We start from the raw sequence: 16,565 nt of genomic DNA, 5'->3' as shown, positions 1-16,565 counted from the left end.
GATTCTGTGACGCCGTGACGCCGAGGACGTGACGCCGAGGACGTGACCGCGCGGGTGGTCACACAGGGCTGCCCGTTCGGGGGCGCGCGTAGAGGCTGTCGATCTCGGCGGCATACCGCTGCGTGACGACTGCTCGCTTGACCTTGAGGGTGGGGGTGAGCAGCCCCTCGTCGACGGTGAAGTCCGTTGGGAGCACGACGAATCGCTTGATGGCCTCGGCGTTGGAGACGGCCTTGTTGGCGTCGTCGACGGCCTTCTGCAGCTCGGCGAGCAGCTCCGGGCTCTCGTGGATGCGCTCGACCGCCGTGTCCTCGTGGTGGCCGTGCTCGGCGAGCCATTGGGGCAGGACGTCCGAGTCGATGGTGAGCATCGCCGCGACGTAGGGTCGACGGTCTCCGACGACGAGGCACTGGCTGACGAGCCAGTGGGCGCGGAGGCGGTCCTCGAGCACGGCGGGCGCGACGTTCTTGCCCCCGGCGGTCACGATGAGATCCTTCTTGCGACCCGTCACGGTGAGGTAGCCGTCGGCGTCGAGCGCGCCGAGGTCGCCCGTGCGGAACCAGCCGTCGTCGTCGAAGGCCTCGCGGGTGGCCTCCTCGTTGTGCCAGTAGCCCTGGAAGACGACGCCACCCTTGAGCAGCACCTCGCCGTCGTCGGCGATCCGCACCGAGCAGCCGGGCAGCGGGCGACCCACCGTGCCGATGCGCTGCTGGCCCGGCAGGTTGAGGGTCACGCCGGCGCACGTCTCGGTCAGGCCGTAGCCCTCGAGCGGGTTGATGCCGATGCCGCGGAAGAAGTGGCCGAGCCTGGCGCCCAGGGGAGCGCCGCCGCTGACGATGTAGTCGACCTGCCCGCCGAGCGCCGTACGGAGCTTGCCGTAGACGAGCCGATCAAAGAGCTCGTGCCGCAGCCGCAGCAGCAGGCCGGGGCCGCCGCGGTCGATGGACTCGCTGTAGTCACGGGCCGTGGCCTCGGCCTGGGTGAAGATCCAACCCTTGCCCTCGGCGGCGGCCTTGTGCTTGGCCGTGTTGTAGATCTTCTCGAAGATGTAGGGCACCGCGAGGATGACGGACGGCCTGAAGTCGGCGAAGAGCGCGGCGGCCTTCTTGGCATCGCTGCCGTGCGCGAGGTGGACCCGGCTGTGCACGGCGGTCAGCTGGATCGACCGGGCGAGGATGTGTGCGACGGGGATGAAGAGCAGCGTCGTGCTGCGGTCGTTGAAGACGAGCTCGGTGACGTTCTTCGCAGCTGCGACGTTGTGGACCTGGCACAGGAGGTTGGCGTGCGTGATGGCGCAGCCTTTCGGGCGGCCCGTCGTGCCGGAGGTGTAGATGATGGTCGCCAGCGCGTCGCTCGTGCGCGAGGTGCGGCGTGCCTCGACCTCGGACCGGTCGATGTCGCGGCCGGACGCCGCCAGCTCGTCGAGGTCGGAGCCGTCGAAGGACCAGAGGGCCCTCAGGTCGGTCGCGTCGGCGCTCACCGACGCGACGGTGGCCGCTGCGTCGGCGTTCGCGACGAACGCGCCGACCGCTCCGGAGTCGTGGAGGATCCACGCGACCTGCTCGGCCGACGACGTCTCGTAGATCGGCACGGTCACGCCCCCGGCGGTCCAGATCGCGTAGTCGCAGACCATCCACTCGAAGCTCGTGCCCGCCATGATGGCAACACGGTCGCCCGGCTCGAGGCCCCAGGCCATGAGGCCCGCCGCGACGTCGGTCACCTGGTCGGCGAGCTGCGTGTGCGTGACGCGCACCCAGCGGTCACCCACCCGCCGCGAGTAGCCGGTCTCGGGCCCGTGGGCGCGGGCGTTGGCGAAGAGGTCGTCCGTCAACGTCTCGTCGGGGGTGGGGGTGTAGCGGGCCGGTTCAGCGATGTCATGCATGACGCACCTCGGAGCGGGTCGATGGTGGGGTGAGAGCGATGAGCTCGGTGACGGAGTCGTCGATGCCGTCGGAGAGCACCTCGAGGTCGGGGACGGAGTCGTGGTCGCCCGTGACCCCCCAGGCGAGCCCGCCGGCATACGACGCGATACCGATGGTGATGCGCAGGTCTGCGCCGAGGGGGATGTAGGGATACATGTCGGTCATCCGCCGCCCGAGCAGGTAGAGCGGCACCTGGGGTCCGGGCACGTTCGTCGTCACCGTGCTGAAGATCCGTTGCGGGCTGTGGGCCCAGGCCTTGACTCCGAGGGCGTAGAGGCCTCCCGGCAGCAGGTCGGCGGCGCCGAGGAGGGCGTCCACGCCGAGGGCAGTGCCACCGGTCTTCAGCGTATGCAGCTGGGTTGAGACCGCGTGCAAGCGCGCCAGCGGATCCGCCTCTCCCACAGGCAGGTCCGCGAAGACAGCGGAGACGCGGTTGCCCAGCGTGCCGTGCTCGTCGGTGTGCCGGGTCGACACCGGGACCATGCTGCGCAGGGTGCGCCCGTCGACCCGCTGGCCTCGGGAGAGCAGCAGGGCCCGGAAGCCGCCGGCGATGGCGGCGAGCACGACGTCGTTGACGGTGCCGCCGTGGTGGTTCTTGACGGCCTTGACGTCGTCGAGGCTCGCGCGCACCCAGCGCCAGTCACGCTGCGGCCCGATCGGTCCGTTGAGCCCGAGCTCGAGGTGCGCCAGCTGCTCCCCGAAGCGCGCCATACCGACGACCTCGGCGACGCTCTCCGTCAGCGCGGCCGGGCGCAGAGCGTGCGCGAGACCCTGCACCGCCCGGACGGGGCTCGAGCCGAGCTCGACGACGGCGTCGGTGACGAGGTGGGCGGGGCTCGGCTCGGGCTCGGGCGTCCACTCGGGGGAGCGGGGCGGCGGGGTCGCAGGCGTCTCGGGACTCGCCGTCAGGAGCACGCCGATGATGTCGGCGCCGGAGATGCCGTCGATCATCGCGTGGTGGTTGGTGTTGACGAGCGCGAAGCGTCCGCCGCGCAGCCCCGTCACGAGCCACGAGCGCCAGAGGGGGCGGTCGAGGTCGAGGGGCTGCGAGATGAGGCGGACGGCCAGGGTGCGCAGGGCGTCGTCGGTCCCGGGCGCCCGCAGCCTGCGGTGGCCGACGTGGTCGCGCAGCCGGAAGTGCGGGTCGTCGGCCCAGACCGGGCGCCCGAGGTCGAGCGGGACGCGGCGCACGTGCTGGCGGTAGCGCGGGAAGGCCGGGAGAAGGACCTCGATGGCCGTGCAGAACTCGTCGTAGGTCGGTGGTGGGCCCTCGAAGAGCAGCGCGGACCCGACGTTGAGCTGCTGGATGTCGCGCTCGAGGTGGAGGAAGGACACGTCGAGAGGACTCAGCCGCTGCATGAGGTCCAGCGTGGTCGACGCGCGACGGCCCGGCACGGGCCATAGGTCCCGGCGTCGTGTCACACGAAGCATCGTCTCGGCACCCGAGCCGACGGCAACGCGATGGCCGATCTGGGTGGATGCGTCCGATTCAGCCTCATGCGGATCGAGCCGCCACTACGGTGGTCTTGGAACACCACAGGCGTCGGCGGTCGGTGACAGGAGTCGCCACAGGCACGACCGCCCTCACGCTGCAGGGGTCGAGCGTCGCGCAGGGGGCAGGATGGCTTCACATGGCATCCGGGGACACCCGGGACCCGCGCCCACGAGCCGCGATGTGTCTGCGGGGGCGGGTCTGCGGACGACCGTTCCCCGCTCGTTCTGTGGCGGGAGTGAAGCAGAGGCCACCGCCAGCGGCATTCTGGTCGTGAGCGGGGTCCGCTTCTTCCGGGAGGGGCTCGCCCGGACACTGGGCGAGACGCCGGGCCAACGGGTCGTCGACGCGGTTGCCCCAGAGGTGGCGCTCCGGGCTGTGGACTTCCACCGCCCGGACGTCGCACTGGTCCACCTACCCGTGCCGAGTGGGCCCGAGCTGGTGCGCGCCATCCGCGGCCGCCCCCTGCCTCCCGCCTGCATCGCCCTCGCAGTGTCGAACCAGGAGAACTCGATCGTCCTGTGGGCCGAGTCCGGGGTCTCCGGTTTCGTGCCCGCGGACGGCTCCCTCGAGCAGCTGCGAGACAGTATCCGGATCGTCCGGTCCGGCGGGGCTGCGTGCAGCCCACGCGTGTCGGCAGTGCTGCTGCGCCAGGTCGCCACACGCCCCGCCAGCTTCCAGCCCGTCGTCGGACAGGAGCTCACCTGCCGCGAGCTGGAGATCGCGCGTCTCATCGAACGGGGGCTGAGCAACAAGGAGATCGCACGGGCCCTGACGATCGCGCTCCCGACGGTGAAGAACCACGTGCACAGCATCCTCGAGAAGCTGCAGGTGGACCGGCGGACCAAGGTCCTCGTCCGTGAACGACGTCCGGGTGAGTACTAGTCCGCTGAATCGAAGACGGATCCGATGATCCATGGCCTGAGACGCCCTTGCTGGGCCTTCATGGAGGTAAGGAGCAACGCGTTACGGGGGATCGGTGTCAGTGTCGGGATCGGAAGATAAAGCGGGGCCGGGGCGTGCAGCGCGGCCGGTGGGGCCCGCGGGGGCGGCGGAGCCGCTGCGGCAGGGGGCGTCGCCAAGTCCGGCGCGGTCGACTCGGTTGATGCTCGTGGGGTGCCACGACCTGCTGGGCTCGCTGATCCGCAGTGCCCTGTCGACGCAGCCGGACCTCGTCGTGGTCGCTGACCTGTCCGATCCGGCTGATCCCGCCACCGCCGCCGCCACTGTCGGCGCGGTGCAGCCCGACGTCGTCGTCTGGAACACCGGTGACGACGGCTTCCTCGGCAGCGAGCCGGCTCTCTTCACCCAGGCCCGCACGACGACGGTCGTCGCCACCCTGGACAACGGTCGGCGTGCCGCGCTGTGGGAGCTGCGCCCCGTCCCCCGTCCCATCGGGGAGCTGACCCCGGACTCCCTGCTCGCGGCGATTCGGGACGCGGCGCGTTCGCGAACTGACGGCGCCCGAGCCCACCACACCTGAGCCCTCACCTGGATCGACCACCGAACGACCAACGAGAGAGGAACCACCATGTCCGAGAATGACAGCAACCCCCGTCGGGGAGCCAGCACCACGAAGTCTCCGACGAAGTCCGAGCGGTCGGCCGAGACCTCACCCAGCGCCCGTGAAGCGGAGGAGACCGCTGTGGAGATGACCTCACGGGCCGCGGACGTCATGCGGGACGCGACGGCTGCCGGGCTCGCACCGATGGCGGCCGTGTCGACCAACCTCACCGCGGAGCTCAACAACATCGACTTCCGCAAGATGATCGGCGGACCCCTGCAGGCGGCTGTCGACGCGCAGGTCGCGTCGTCGCTCGCGACCATCGACTTCATCAACAAGGTGGGCTTCTCGCAGCCGGTCGGCGCGGACGGCCAACCCGACACCTCGAAGCCGCGCGAGCTCGTCATGGTCGACTTCTCGCACACGCGCAACGACGTCGATGCCGACGGCAAGACCGTGAGCAAGAACGTGGCTGTCAAGGTGCCGCTGCTGGCCATGCTTCCGATCCCGTCTCTGCGTATCGAGCACGTCATCATCGACTTCAACGTCAAGCTCAACTCGGTCGAGTCATCCAGCACCAGTGACGCGCTCGGGGTCAACGCCGAGGTCAAGGGCGGTTGGGGCCCCGTGAGCTTCAAGGTGTCCGCGTCCTACCAGCGCAAGACGGCGACCAACGTCGAGGTCAAGAAGGAGTACGCACTCAACGTCAACGTCAAGGCGGTGCAGGACGAGATGCCCGCTGGGCTCGAGAAGATCCTTGGGATGTTGGCGGCCTGATCCACTCGGGCCGCTGGGAGTGGGACGATGGCTGAGATCACGTTGGGCGACTACGCCGGCTACATCTTCACCGAGTTGGTCAAGGCCCGGGAGACGGCCGACGCCTACTCCCGGGCCGTGGCGGAGCGCTACCGGGAGGATGAGGTGCTCAGACACTTCTCCGTGCCGCGGTTCAAGACGCCCAAGATCGATGTCACCGTTCCGGTGCTCATTTCCGGTGCCCGGTTCAAGCAGACTGTCCATTTCGCGGAGGCGGAGTCGGATTTCGTCTCCGCGATCGGGCAGCGGGCCGAGGCGGTGCGCTCGGAGGTGGCACTCTCGCAGGGAGGCCTGCCCCGCCCGGGACCGATGCGCCCGTCCGGCATCGGTGGGTCGCCCGCGGTCGAGAAGCTGGCGCGCGAGTTCCACGGCCGGCTCGCGCAGAATCCCGATCCCCTCCACCCCCAAGCCATCGTGGCGGAGTCGTGGCGGGGCATCTTCCGTGCGGCTCTCGCCGGAGCACGACTCGTGACGTACTACCTCGAGCGTGAGGGCGAGGGGGACCTCCTCGCGCGGACGACCGCGGAGGTCCTCGCCTATGTTCTGAGCCGCACGGTCGTCGACAGCACGGAGATCGAGAGCCTGCTGGTCAACCCGGAGACCAACGTCGTCAAGGGCGGCAGCAACGAGAGCAGCGTCTTCGTCGTGAGCGCACAGATGCTCGAGGAGGGCTTCTACCTCCACAGCGTTCAGGACGACGAGGGCAACGTGTCGCAAGTGGTGGAGTTCGACTGACGTGCAACCCTTCCTCCACGACCGCGGCCAGAGGTTCGAGCAGCTCATCGAGTCCTCGACCTCGGCCCTGCGGTCCTACACATCACGCGATCTCGGCTGCTCCGACGTGGTTCTCGCCTTCCTCGACGGCGCCGCCGCCGAGTACCGCGCCATGGGTCTGTCTTCGGGCGAGAACGAGCTCGTCTCGCTGCTCGCCCAGTTCACCTCGGCGCACGAAGGGGTCGACCCCATGACCTCCGAACGGGTCACCGTGCGCCGACGGGAGATGGAGCGCGGCATCGCCCTTCGAGTCCTGCTGCTCACTGGGGAGCGGTTGCGCACCGATGTCGATGGTGTCCAGGCCGCACTGGACCACGCGCGTGAGCAGCTGGCACCCCTCGTGCTCCACGCTTTCGCAGGCGGGTTCGTGGTTCCGCGGCCCGACGGCACGTTGACCCAGCCGGAGCTGGAGAAGATGTGGTTGAGACTGCTCAACGATCCCGAGGCGGCACCGTCGGCTCGGCTCGTCGCGCTGCAGGTCGCCGCTCCGGATGTGCTGCTTCTCCTCGCCGATCTGCTCGCCTCGCTCAACGGGGCGTGACCTCTCGTCCAGGTCGACATCTCGTGGGAGGCCCGCGCCGAGGCAGAGACGACCTGAAGCGGCGCCTCGGTCGGCGCCCCGATCCGGTGCCGTGAAGCAACTGCGCCATCGGCGAGTGGGACATGTGCAGCAACGGGCAGTACACCGAGCGCGGCATCAAGCAGCTCGACGGGGCCGACCGGCCGAGGCTGGTCCGGGCCAGCCTCGGCCGGGGGCTCAGGCCTTCTGGGATCCGGAGTCGGAGCCGGAGCCGGATCCGGAGTCGCTGTCAGAGCCAGCCGAGGCGTCCGACCCGGCCTCCACCGCCGGGGTCTCGTCGTCTGCCTCCTTGGCAGCGGCTCGGAGCTCATCGGCGACCACGCGGTCCACCGCGGACTCGACGATGGCGTCGGCTTGGTCGAGCGCCTTGCGCAGCTCGAGGACGGCGGGGTCTGAGACCACGGCCACGATCGCGGAGTGGCCGGGGACCACCGATGACTCGAGCTCGCGCGACAGCTCGTTGCGGTTGCGGAGCTGGCCGACCTTGCCTGCGGCGGCTCCGGCCGCGCCGAGCACCGCGGCGCTGCCGAGGATCGACGGCGGGAAGATGAGGCCGAGGGCGGCGCCGCCGACGAGTCCCCACTTGAGGCCGCGTCGGGTCGTGTGGTCGGTGGCCTTCTCGATGGTGAGCTTGCCGTCGGTCGAGCGGTTGACGACGATGACGCCGTCGATCTGGACGCGTCGTCCGTCCTCGACCTCCTTGAGCGCCTCGTAGGCCTCGCGCGCACTCGTGGTGTCCGAGAAGTCTGCGACGAGAAGCGTGTAGGCGCCGTCCGACACCGCCTCTCCCGTCATCGTGACCTCGGCCTCGTCGGGTGTGCTCGGGTTCTCTGACATCCACGCCTCCTGCTAGACGAACTCGTGCCCCGGCTCATCGGAGCCGGCGCTCCTGTCCTTGGACCGTACTCCGGGCCCGGTCCGGTCGACAGCGGAAGTCGCGAGAACGCGAGGACGCGAGCCCTCGGACCCCGCCGGACGGCATACAGCGTCGGGCTGCCGGACGTGTGTCCCGGCTCAGAGGTCCCACGCACTCTTGGCGCCGGCGAAGGGGTCGGGGCGGCAGATGAGGTCGGCGACGAGTCCGGTCCAGCCGGTCTGGTGGCTGGCTCCGAGGCCCGCGCCGTTGTCGCCGTGGAAGTACTCGTAGAACGTCACGTGGTCGCGCCAGCGGGGGTCGTTCTGGAGCTTGTCGACCCAGCCGTGGCAGGGGCGGCGACCGTCGGCGCCCCTGGTGAACAAGGAGATGAGGCGTGTGCGGAGGTCCTCGGTGCACTCGGCCAACGTCTGCGTGCGGCCGCTGCCCGTGGGGTACTCCACCTCGCCCGCGGAGCCGAGCGACCGGGAGTAGCGCTGGAGGTTGCGCAGCACGAGGTAGTTGACCGGCATCCAGACCGGGCCGCGCCAGTTGGAGTTGCCGCCGAACATGCCGGTGCGCGACTCGGCGGGCTCGTAGCCGACGACGAGCCGAGAGCCCCCGAGCTCGACCCAGACGGGATGGTCGAGGTGATACCTCGACAGCGCGCGAAGCCCGTAGGGAGAGAGGAACTCGGCCTCGTCGAAGACGCGCGACAGCACGCGGCGCACCGCGCCCGGCGGCACGACGCCGAGCGCGACGGCGTCGGTGCCGGGGATCGGCACCACGCGACCGTAGTCGGGGACGTCCGCAGACGAGTCCTGCCCGAGGAAGCCGGCAAAGCGCTTCTGCAGCGTCTGGATCGTCGCCAGCAGCTCCGGCCCGATGATGACCGTGCCCATGAGCGGCAGCACGCCGACGATGGAGCGCACCTTGATCGGCACCGTCTCGCCGTCGCTCGAGTGGAAGACGTCGTAGAAGAAGCCATCCGTCTCGTCCCAGAGGCCCTGGGAGTGCATGGCATCGACGATGAGCACGAAGTGCTCGATGAACTTCACCTCGATGTCGGTCCACGCGTCGTCCTTCTCCGCGAGGATGACGGCGATCTCGAGGAGGGTGAGCGAGTAGAACGCCATCCACGTCGTGCCGTCCGCCTGCTCGAGGCGGCCACCCGGCGGGAGATGGGACCGGTCGATGGCGCTGATGTTGTCGAGCCCGAGGAAGCCCCCGCCGAAGAGGTGGTCGCCCTCCGGGTCCAGGCGGTTGACCCACCACGTGAAGTTCATGAGCAGCTTGGGCATGAGGCGCGCGAGGAAGTCGGTGTCGCGCCGACCGTCGATGTCCCACACGTGCAAGGCCGCCCACGCGTGCACCGGCGGGTTGGTGTCGCTGAAGGACCATTCGTATGCCGGCAGCGCGCCGTTGGGATTCTGGAACCACTCGCGGCACAGCACGAGCAGCTGGTACTTCGCGAAGGCCGGGTCGACATGGGCGAGCGCCACAGTGTGGAAGGCCATGTCCCACGCCGCGAACCACGGGTACTCCCACGGGTCCGGCATCGAGAGGACGTCTCGGGCGTCGAGGTTGAGCCAGCCGGCGTTGCGTCCGCCCCGGCGCTCGGGCGGCGGTGGCGGCTGCGTGGGATCCCCCTGGAGCCAGCGCTTCACGTCGTAGCAGTAGAACTGCTTGCCCCAGATCATCCCCGCGAAGGCCTGCCGCGCCACGAGCCGGGCGTCGTCGTCGACGTCGGCCGGGATCACCTCACCGTAGAACTCGTCGGCCTCGGCGTGCCGCTGCTCGAGCACCGCGTCGAACTCCCCGCCGAAGGCGGGGGAGGGGGTCGGCGGTCGCAGGCGCACCCTCACGACCTGCGTCTCGCCGGGCGGCACCGTCAGCCGGTACCACGCAGCGCCCTTCGTCCCGACACGCTCGGGGTTGACGGTCGGCGCCCCGCCGACGACGTGGTCGTTGATGCCGTCCTTGGGGTATCCCGTCCCGCCGGGTGAGCCGTAGAGCCTCGCGGTGTTGGTCTCGTTGTCACAGAACAGCAGCTCGGGCGCGCAGCCGTCGGGCCCCGGCGCGAGCTCCCACTCGAGCTCGCCGAAGCGGGGGTGCTGCGCCGTCACCTGTGCCGGGCCGGTCGCCGCGAGCGAGGGCGTCACGGCGCCGACGTCCCACGACCACGTGTTGCGGAACCACAGCTGTGGCAGGACGTGCAGCGTCGCCTCGTCGGGCCCCGCGTTGGTCACGCGGATCTCCATGAGCAGGTCGTGCGGGTCGGCCTTGGCGTGCACGACGTCGACGACCCAGTAGCGGTCGTCGTCGAAGATCCCGGTGTCGATGAGCTCGAACTCCGGCTGCGCGTGGTCGCGGCGGGCGTTCTCGGCCAGCAGGGCGGCATACGGGAACTCGGACTGCGGGTAGTGGTAACGCCAACTCAGCCAAGCGTGGCTGGGCAGGGCGTCGAGGAACCACCAGTACTCCTTGACGTCCTCGCCGTGGTTGCCCTCGGGGCCGCTGAGGCCGAACATCCGCTCCTTGAGGATGGGGTCACGGCCGTTCCACAGCGCGAGCGCCAGGCAGAGGTTCTGGCCGACGTCGCTGATGCCGCCCATGCCGTCCTCGCCCCAGCGGTAGGCGCGTGAACGGGCGTGGTCGTGCGGGAAGTAGGTCCACGCCTCACCGTCGGGGCTGTAGTCCTCACGGACGGTGCCCCAGGCGCGCTCGGAGAGGTACGGGCCCCAGTGGTACCAGGGCGTGGCGTCGTAGAGCCCGTCCTCGGGGTGGCCGAAAGACGCGACGCGCTCGCGCTCCGCGCCGGGCATCAGAGGTGGCTCCCGGGCCGGAAGCCCTCGATCGGTGGGTGCGCGTCCACGAAGAGTCCTCTCGCCGCGTTCGGTTCCGTCACGAACGCTATGCGAGCATCCCTACGCGCGGAAGGGAAACGTCACTGGTTGCGGACGACGGCGCCACCGGACGTCTCGACGGTGGAGCTCGCGGGCTGGGTGGTCAGGGTGAGCACCACGCCCCCGGATGCCGTCCCCGTCAGCGAGCTGCTGACGGTGAGGGTGGCGACGACACCGCCGCTGAGGTCGACGGTCGCGTTGGTGGCCCGGAGGTCGCCGAGGTTCGGGATGGCGCCACCGCTCGCGCCGAGGTCCAGGGTCGTGGTCGTGCCGGACAGTGTGGCGCGTGCGCCCCCAGACATCTGCAGACCGAGGGTGTCGGTGCGTCCGGTGGTGCCGGATCCGCTTGCGCCGCCGGACAGTTCGACGACCTTGAGGCTGGGAGAGGTGACCTTGACGACGAGGCCCTGCGGAGAGACGTAGCCGCTCGTCGTGCCGAGGATGAGGCGGGAGCCGGACACCTCGGCGGTCGCGATCTCTTGGATGTTGGGCTGGGCGGTGATGACGACCTGCTGCCGACCCTGCGCCAGCTCCAGCTGGATGCCGGCGCCGGCCTCGACCTCGGTGAACGCCGGCACGCTCCGCGTCTGCGACGTGACCTCGCCGGAGCCCACCACCATGCCGCCGGTCGAGCCCCAGCTGCAGGCACTGGGCAGGAGGGTGAGGGCCAGAGCGCCCGCGAGGGCGAGGGCGCGGTGGCGTAGGGACGCACGGGATGTCTTGGGACTCATGGTTGCCTCCACGATCCAGCGTGGTCGTGGGCCGTGCCGGCGGGCAGGGGCCAAGGTCCCTGAACCGGGAACGGGGGTCCTCTCGGCGGGGGTCAGAAGCCGGCATACCTCGCGATGGCGGTGGCGAGGGCGGTGTCGGTGCGGAGAGGGCGCGCGTCCAGCGTCGTGATGAGCACCGGCCCGCGGCCCGACGACACGAGCCACAGCGCGTCGGCGGCGTAGAGGTCCTCGACCGGGATGAGCTCGAAGCGCGTCTCGAAGCCGTCGGCGCGCGCGGCGTCCATGATCGCTGCCACCGTGAGCGACTCGAGGATGCCGGTTCCGCCCGTCGGGGTGCTGAGGAGGGTGCGGCCGCGGGCGAGGAGCAGGCCGGAGGTCGGGCCGTCGAGGGCGAAGCCGTCGGTCGTCGTGAAGATGACGTCGTCTGCTCCGCGCCGCTTCGCCTCGCGGGTCGCGGCGGCGTTGACGACGTAGGAAAGGGTCTTGACGCCGCCGAGCAGCCACGGGGCATCGGTGAACGCGTCGGAGGGGTGGCCGCGCGTGAGCGTAACCGCGGTGATGGTGCGTGGCGGTCCTGTCGGGGTCGGGGACGGCGCTCGGTGCGTGATCGTGAGGAGGGCCGTCGGGCCGGCGGGCCGCCACTCGCGGCCGCGGGTCAGCATGAGCTTGAGCACGGCCTCGCCGGGTGTCGACCAGGCCGCGACGGCCTCGGACACGAGAGATCGCCACGCGTCGTGCGGCGGGATGGCGATGTCGAGGGCGCCGGCCGACGCGGCGAGGCGGTCGAGGTGGTCGTCGAGGTCGACGATCTGCGCGGTGCCGGACGGGTCGGTCACGACACGGGCGGAGTCGAAGCAGCCGTCGCCGCGAGTGAGGCCGAGGTCGTCGGCGGTGACGACGGGGTCGTCCGGGCTGACCACGCCGCGCCCGAGGACTGCCACCAGGTGCGGGACCTCGCTCATGGTCACAGACTTCCACGCCGGCGACTGACGCGGGATGCCGACGGTCGCATCGATGGGCTGGGGTCCTCCGGGGGTCCTCCGGCCCGGCTAGAACTTCGGGTAGAGCTCGACGCCGTTGGCGACGATCGGATAGTTGTAGCCGCCGATGCCGTCCGCGGCGAAGATCGACTCGACCGTGTAGCCGCTCTTGTTGTAGTAGCGGATCGCGTTGGCCGCGGCGGCGAGCAGCTCGCTTCGGCTCGTGTCGGTGACGAACTTGGTCAGGCCGGTGTAGGGCGTCGTGATCCAGCGGCCGTTGAGCACGAACCACGAGTTGTCGTTGTTGAGGCCCCACTGCCACGTGATGTCCGAGCCCTTCTGCAGGTAGCAGGCCACCGACGTCGTGGTGCCTGAAGGGGCGGCCGTGCTGACCGCCACGGCGCTGAGGGCCTCACCTTCGGCCGATCGCACCGGAATCGCGTTGAACGTCATGAGAGCCTCCAATTCTTGCAGTGATTCACCTGTCCAACGATCAAATTGGCTGTTCTCTCAGCCGAAAGGGACGTCTTCGAAGCGGGACCAATCCATCATTTCTCGCATGCAGGGCAGTCTGAACGGTAGCCGTATTTCGGTGTGCCGCAGGCGGTTTCCGTAATGTCTAATGATCTCCTGAAATTGCCACATGCCTCCATGTCGCGGGCTACCGTGAGGGAGTTCGCCCATTCCTGGACATTCGGAGGCACGCCGTGGAGAGTTGCGAGCACGTTGCAGTCGGAGACGCCATCACCCTGTCCGCCGCGGACGGCTCGAAGGTCCCGGCCTCGTCAACCGGGCTCCCGGTGGGAAGCCGGATGCTGTCCTACGGCCACCTGATCGCCCTGGGCGGCGACTTCTACGGGGTCGGTGCCGAAGCGGAGTCGCCGGGGCACCCGCCGCTCGCGGCGCTGGACCCGATCTCCTCGTCCGTGAACCCTGCGCAGGCCTTCTCCTCCGCCTACCTCACGCTCGTGGGCGCACCCGCCAGCGAGCTCGACGGCATCCTCGCCGTGATGAACGAGGAGCAGGCTGCCATCGATGCAGCGAGAAAGGACAAGGTCGAGCCGTCCGTCGCCTACGAGAAGCTCGGCGACAGCCTCTCGTACAAGTGGAACGAGATCACGGGTGGAGGCCCCGCGAGCCTCGGAGTCGTCAGCATCCTCACCATGCCGGGCCGGTACATCAACCTCGCCTCGGTCAACATGGACCACTTCGGGAAGGACGCGGTCACGGCATACCTTGCGGGCCACGGGCTCGCGATGACTCAGGCCGCCCAGCTGCACGGCCAGGACCCGAACTCGACGGCGGTGCAGATGAAGCTGTTGCAGGCATACGGCATCAATGCCTTCGCCGACCACTTCCTGACGGACCTCTTCGCCGCCGGGCACACGCGGACGCCCCGACGGGCCCTGTGGGCGACGCCTCAGACCATCGCGGGGGAGACGGGCCTGCTGGCGCGGGCCGCGCACAACGAGGACAACTCGAACGGCCTGCACGTCCAGAACGCGAGGGGTGACACCTGGGCCGCCTACGGCGATGGCAAGGAGCTCGACTCGGTCAACGCGGCGAACTTCGCCATGGCGGTCGCGGCCACGCAGGCCTCCGCCGACGAGGTCTACCGGGCGTTCGTGACCGGCTCCGTGGCGCCGGGTGCGTCGGCCGCCGCGCTGCAGTACGTGCCGACGTTGGACTTCAGCGCCAAGCCGGTTCCTGGGGGGCCGAACTACGCGCCGCTCTTCTGGGCGGACCCAGAGAACAACGTCTATCGCCGTGGTGGAGACGCGGGGCAGTGGCCCGACAAGAACAACTACGACTACGTCTATCCCTTCTCTGACGCCGAGATGGTGGCCCAGGTCAAGAACCTGATCTCCGGGGGCACGACCACGACGTCAGTCGCGTGCTACCTCCAGAAGGGGTCCGACGTGACGTGGCAGTGGGGGCTCAACGCCGACAACTCGTACTACAAGCTGAACGGCTACTGGATCACGACGCCGCACACTCGATTGCAGAAGTTTGTCACCGACACGGACGAGGCGGAGATGATGGCGGCTGCCAACCGCGCGATCGCCTACTACAACCGGACCGGCTACTCCGTCATCGGTCTCTTCGCCGCTGACAGCTCGGGGGGCTACAACTACCCGATCCTCGTCGGCGAGTCGGAGCTCTATCCGACGCTGTGAGGCCCGCGTCAAGAATCGAGTGGTGCGGTTACCGGCTTGTCAGGGCAGGTCTGCACTGCGAGTCCGGGGGCTGGCGCGTCAGAGGATGCCGCGTGCCTCGAACGCCGTGGTCACCTGCTTGGCCGCCGACGCACCGTAGAGCCGTTGGGCCGCGGCCACGGTGGCGAGGGCTGCGTCGTGGAAGGAGGTGTCCTTCGCGAAGGCGAACTGCGCTTCGACGATGGCCGTCGTGCCCTTGACGTCACCGAGCGCGCCGCGGATGTCCCACAGGGCCCGCGACCAGATCTCCCCGTCGGCGTGCACCTCGCCCCGGAGGTTCGTCGGGTAGACCTTCGTCCCGTCGAGCCGCCGCAGGCAGTGCGGGACGGTCGAGGTGTAGGAGACGGAGTCCCAGTCGGCGACGCAGGCCTCTGGGGTGCGGGTCGGGGCGCCGGCAGCCCAGCTCGTGACGACGACGGCGAGGTAGTCGCCGAAACCCTCCCCGATCGCGCCGGACTCGAGGGTGGTCCCGAAGCCGGGCACCTGCCCGTCCTGCACGGAGTGGCCGTACTCGTGGACGATGACCTCGGCGTCCTCCGCGTCGTCCACCCCGCCCTTGCCGAGAGTGATGTTGGCCTTGTCGTCGCGGAAGAACGAGTTGTCGCCGCCGTACTGGTCGATGCGCAGCTCGATCTGGCGCTGGTTGACCGGACGCAGCGTCGACCCGAAACCGAGGTGCTGGAGGTAGGCCTGCGCCGTCGTGACCCAGTAGTAGCCCATGACCTGCTCGAACTGGTCGCTGTTGCGGTGCCAGTCCGGGAAGACTGCGCCCGTCGACGTCGCCTGCTGACCGGTCGAGCTCTTGACCCGAACATAAGCCCCGGTGAGCGTGCCGGACCCGTCAAGGTGCGTGAGGGTCTCCCGGTGGTAGGCCGGGGCGAGTGCCGGGTAGTCCGCATCCTTCTGGTCCGTGAGGGACTCGTCCCCGAGCTCCTGCACGGGGTTGGGCATGAACACCGTCCCGGTGGCAGTCCGGGTGTAGGCCGGCTGAGCTCCTTGGGCCGGAATCGACACGGCGGCCAGCGCGGCTGCGCCGACGATCGCGATACCAACTGCAGTTCGACGTGTGGCCATCGTGCATCACCCCTCAGCGTTAAGCGCGTATGCCGTCAGGCTAGGCCCGACGCGCCGGCTGTGGCGGCTTGTGCCTCAGTGGGATTGCACGCCATCTCGCTCGCCGGCCGGCTAGGTACGTGCCGAGGTGCCGAGCACCGCATTCGCTCCCGAGTGGGTTGCTCTCGTCCACCAGGCGCTCGAGAGTGCACCGCCGCTGACCTAGGCCTTGTCATCGCCGGCCCGCAGGGACCGGGTCATGCTCTGCAGCAGCCGTAACGCGTCCGACCGCTCGGTCTCGGTGAGGCCCGTCAGCATCCTGTCCTCGACGGACCGGACGGCCACGGTGGCCTTCGCGAGGATCCGCTTGCCGCGGGGGGTCAGCCGGGTGGGGAGGACCTTGCCAACAGGTGCCTCCGCCGGTCTGGTCACGTGACCTTCCCGTTCCAGGGCATGAAGCAGCACGTTCATCGACTGCCGCGTCACGAAGGCGCCCCGCGCGAGCTCGGAGTTCGACAGGCCCGGTCTTTGGGCGAGCAGCTCGAGGCAGGAGTAGTGCGTCACGGTCATCCCGAGCGGCCGCAGCACGTCCTCCATCGCTGCCCGGAGCGCGCTCGACGCCTCCTTCAGGAGGTAGCCCACTGACGTCTCGAGGTCGACGCCGACATTGTGTTGACCCATGTCAGTATTCTGACATATATTCATTCGTGTCAAATAACTGACACGTTTCGGAGGAAG

At 69.4% G+C, this 16,565-nt stretch carries 15 protein-coding genes; 6 read left to right on the top strand and 9 right to left on the bottom strand.

What is annotated here, in order from left to right:
* Positions 1-58: 58 nt before the first annotated feature.
* Together FBY41_RS03100 and FBY41_RS03095 are read right to left on the bottom strand one after the other, a co-directional pair.
* Positions 59-1,882 (bottom strand): AMP-dependent synthetase/ligase, encoded by a 1,824-nt coding sequence (locus tag FBY41_RS03100; RefSeq protein WP_141841937.1) that lies wholly within the window; start codon positions 1,880-1,882, stop codon positions 59-61.
* Positions 1,875-3,281, bottom strand: coding sequence for a WS/DGAT/MGAT family O-acyltransferase (locus FBY41_RS03095; RefSeq protein WP_185748860.1), 1,407 nt, complete (start codon positions 3,279-3,281; stop codon positions 1,875-1,877). The genes FBY41_RS03100 and FBY41_RS03095 overlap by 8 nt, the downstream gene beginning before the upstream one ends.
* A gap of 406 nt (positions 3,282-3,687) precedes the next feature.
* Here FBY41_RS03095 and FBY41_RS23265 point away from each other — a divergent pair, with 406 nt between their 5' ends.
* The 5 genes from FBY41_RS23265 (at position 3,688) to FBY41_RS03070 (ending at position 7,049) form a co-directional block, all read left to right on the top strand.
* Positions 3,688-4,299, top strand: coding sequence for a LuxR C-terminal-related transcriptional regulator (locus FBY41_RS23265; RefSeq protein ID WP_185748859.1), 612 nt, complete (start codon positions 3,688-3,690; stop codon positions 4,297-4,299).
* Between the two features lie 220 nt (positions 4,300-4,519).
* The gene (locus FBY41_RS03085; RefSeq protein WP_141841934.1) at positions 4,520-4,897 is read left to right on the top strand and encodes a hypothetical protein; all 378 of its coding nucleotides are present in this window, start codon (positions 4,520-4,522) and stop codon (positions 4,895-4,897) included.
* A gap of 48 nt (positions 4,898-4,945) precedes the next feature.
* Positions 4,946-5,695 carry a DUF2589 domain-containing protein gene (locus tag FBY41_RS03080; RefSeq protein ID WP_221629196.1) on the top strand — a complete coding sequence of 250 codons (750 nt, stop codon included), beginning with the start codon at positions 4,946-4,948 and terminating at the stop codon, positions 5,693-5,695.
* A 27-nt stretch (positions 5,696-5,722) separates the two neighbouring features.
* Positions 5,723-6,469 carry a hypothetical protein gene (locus tag FBY41_RS03075; RefSeq protein ID WP_141841933.1) on the top strand — a complete coding sequence of 249 codons (747 nt, stop codon included), beginning with the start codon at positions 5,723-5,725 and terminating at the stop codon, positions 6,467-6,469.
* 1 nt (position 6,470) lies between these two features.
* On the top strand, positions 6,471-7,049 hold the full coding sequence (locus FBY41_RS03070; RefSeq protein WP_141841932.1) for a hypothetical protein: 579 nt from the start codon (positions 6,471-6,473) through the stop codon (positions 7,047-7,049).
* Between the two features lie 216 nt (positions 7,050-7,265).
* Here FBY41_RS03070 and FBY41_RS03065 read toward each other — a convergent pair whose 3' ends face one another.
* The 5 genes from FBY41_RS03065 to FBY41_RS03045 form a co-directional block, all read right to left on the bottom strand.
* Positions 7,266-7,925 carry a DUF1269 domain-containing protein gene (locus FBY41_RS03065; protein ID WP_141841931.1) on the bottom strand — a complete coding sequence of 220 codons (660 nt, stop codon included), beginning with the start codon at positions 7,923-7,925 and terminating at the stop codon, positions 7,266-7,268.
* Positions 7,926-8,102: 177 nt separating this feature from the next.
* On the bottom strand, positions 8,103-10,766 hold the full coding sequence (locus tag FBY41_RS03060; protein ID WP_141841930.1) for an MGH1-like glycoside hydrolase domain-containing protein: 2,664 nt from the start codon (positions 10,764-10,766) through the stop codon (positions 8,103-8,105).
* A gap of 122 nt (positions 10,767-10,888) precedes the next feature.
* The gene (locus FBY41_RS03055; RefSeq protein ID WP_141841929.1) at positions 10,889-11,578 is read right to left on the bottom strand and encodes a GIN domain-containing protein; all 690 of its coding nucleotides are present in this window, start codon (positions 11,576-11,578) and stop codon (positions 10,889-10,891) included.
* A gap of 92 nt (positions 11,579-11,670) precedes the next feature.
* A complete protein-coding gene (locus FBY41_RS03050) occupies positions 11,671-12,540 on the bottom strand; it encodes an aminodeoxychorismate lyase (protein WP_141841928.1) in 870 nt (289 codons plus the stop codon).
* Positions 12,541-12,627: 87 nt separating this feature from the next.
* Positions 12,628-13,011 (bottom strand): hypothetical protein, encoded by a 384-nt coding sequence (locus FBY41_RS03045; protein WP_141841927.1) that lies wholly within the window; start codon positions 13,009-13,011, stop codon positions 12,628-12,630.
* Positions 13,012-13,370: 359 nt separating this feature from the next.
* On the opposite strand from FBY41_RS03045, the gene FBY41_RS03040 reads away from it, so the two are divergent.
* Entirely contained in the window at positions 13,371-14,735 is a 1,365-nt protein-coding gene (locus FBY41_RS03040; RefSeq protein WP_141841926.1) for a hypothetical protein, read from the top strand.
* Between the two features lie 78 nt (positions 14,736-14,813).
* On the opposite strand, the gene FBY41_RS03035 is transcribed toward FBY41_RS03040, so the two are convergent.
* Positions 14,814-15,848 carry a M36 family metallopeptidase gene (locus tag FBY41_RS03035; RefSeq protein WP_141841925.1) on the bottom strand — a complete coding sequence of 345 codons (1,035 nt, stop codon included), beginning with the start codon at positions 15,846-15,848 and terminating at the stop codon, positions 14,814-14,816.
* A 201-nt stretch (positions 15,849-16,049) separates the two neighbouring features.
* Complete coding sequence (locus FBY41_RS03030) at positions 16,050-16,508, bottom strand: MarR family winged helix-turn-helix transcriptional regulator (RefSeq protein WP_141841924.1); 459 nt, start codon at positions 16,506-16,508, stop codon at positions 16,050-16,052.
* Between the last annotated feature and the right edge of the window lie 57 nt (positions 16,509-16,565).

Source organism: Humibacillus xanthopallidus (genome assembly GCF_006716675.1).
Lineage (GTDB): Bacteria > Actinomycetota > Actinomycetes > Actinomycetales > Dermatophilaceae > Humibacillus > Humibacillus xanthopallidus_B.
This window is presented reverse-complemented; position numbering and strand designations above follow the sequence as displayed.

Excerpts from the sequence above, each read along its gene's own strand:
- FBY41_RS03050 (WP_141841928.1), bottom strand. The coding sequence starts at position 12,540 with ATGAGCGAGGTCCCGCACCTGGTGGCAGTCCTCGGGCGCGGCGTGGTC.
- FBY41_RS03080 (WP_221629196.1), top strand. The coding sequence starts at position 4,946 with ATGTCCGAGAATGACAGCAACCCCCGTCGGGGAGCCAGCACCACGAAG.
- FBY41_RS03040 (WP_141841926.1), top strand. The coding sequence starts at position 13,371 with ATGCTGTCCTACGGCCACCTGATCGCCCTGGGCGGCGACTTCTACGGG.
- FBY41_RS03060 (WP_141841930.1), bottom strand. The coding sequence starts at position 10,766 with ATGCCCGGCGCGGAGCGCGAGCGCGTCGCGTCTTTCGGCCACCCCGAG.
- FBY41_RS03075 (WP_141841933.1), top strand. The coding sequence starts at position 5,723 with ATGGCTGAGATCACGTTGGGCGACTACGCCGGCTACATCTTCACCGAG.
- FBY41_RS03065 (WP_141841931.1), bottom strand. The coding sequence starts at position 7,925 with ATGTCAGAGAACCCGAGCACACCCGACGAGGCCGAGGTCACGATGACG.
- FBY41_RS03095 (WP_185748860.1), bottom strand. The coding sequence starts at position 3,281 with ATGCAGCGGCTGAGTCCTCTCGACGTGTCCTTCCTCCACCTCGAGCGC.
- FBY41_RS03085 (WP_141841934.1), top strand. The coding sequence starts at position 4,520 with ATGCTCGTGGGGTGCCACGACCTGCTGGGCTCGCTGATCCGCAGTGCC.
- FBY41_RS03045 (WP_141841927.1), bottom strand. The coding sequence starts at position 13,011 with ATGACGTTCAACGCGATTCCGGTGCGATCGGCCGAAGGTGAGGCCCTC.
- FBY41_RS03100 (WP_141841937.1), bottom strand. The coding sequence starts at position 1,882 with ATGCATGACATCGCTGAACCGGCCCGCTACACCCCCACCCCCGACGAG.
- FBY41_RS03055 (WP_141841929.1), bottom strand. The coding sequence starts at position 11,578 with ATGAGTCCCAAGACATCCCGTGCGTCCCTACGCCACCGCGCCCTCGCC.
- FBY41_RS03030 (WP_141841924.1), bottom strand. The coding sequence starts at position 16,508 with ATGGGTCAACACAATGTCGGCGTCGACCTCGAGACGTCAGTGGGCTAC.
- FBY41_RS03035 (WP_141841925.1), bottom strand. The coding sequence starts at position 15,848 with ATGGCCACACGTCGAACTGCAGTTGGTATCGCGATCGTCGGCGCAGCC.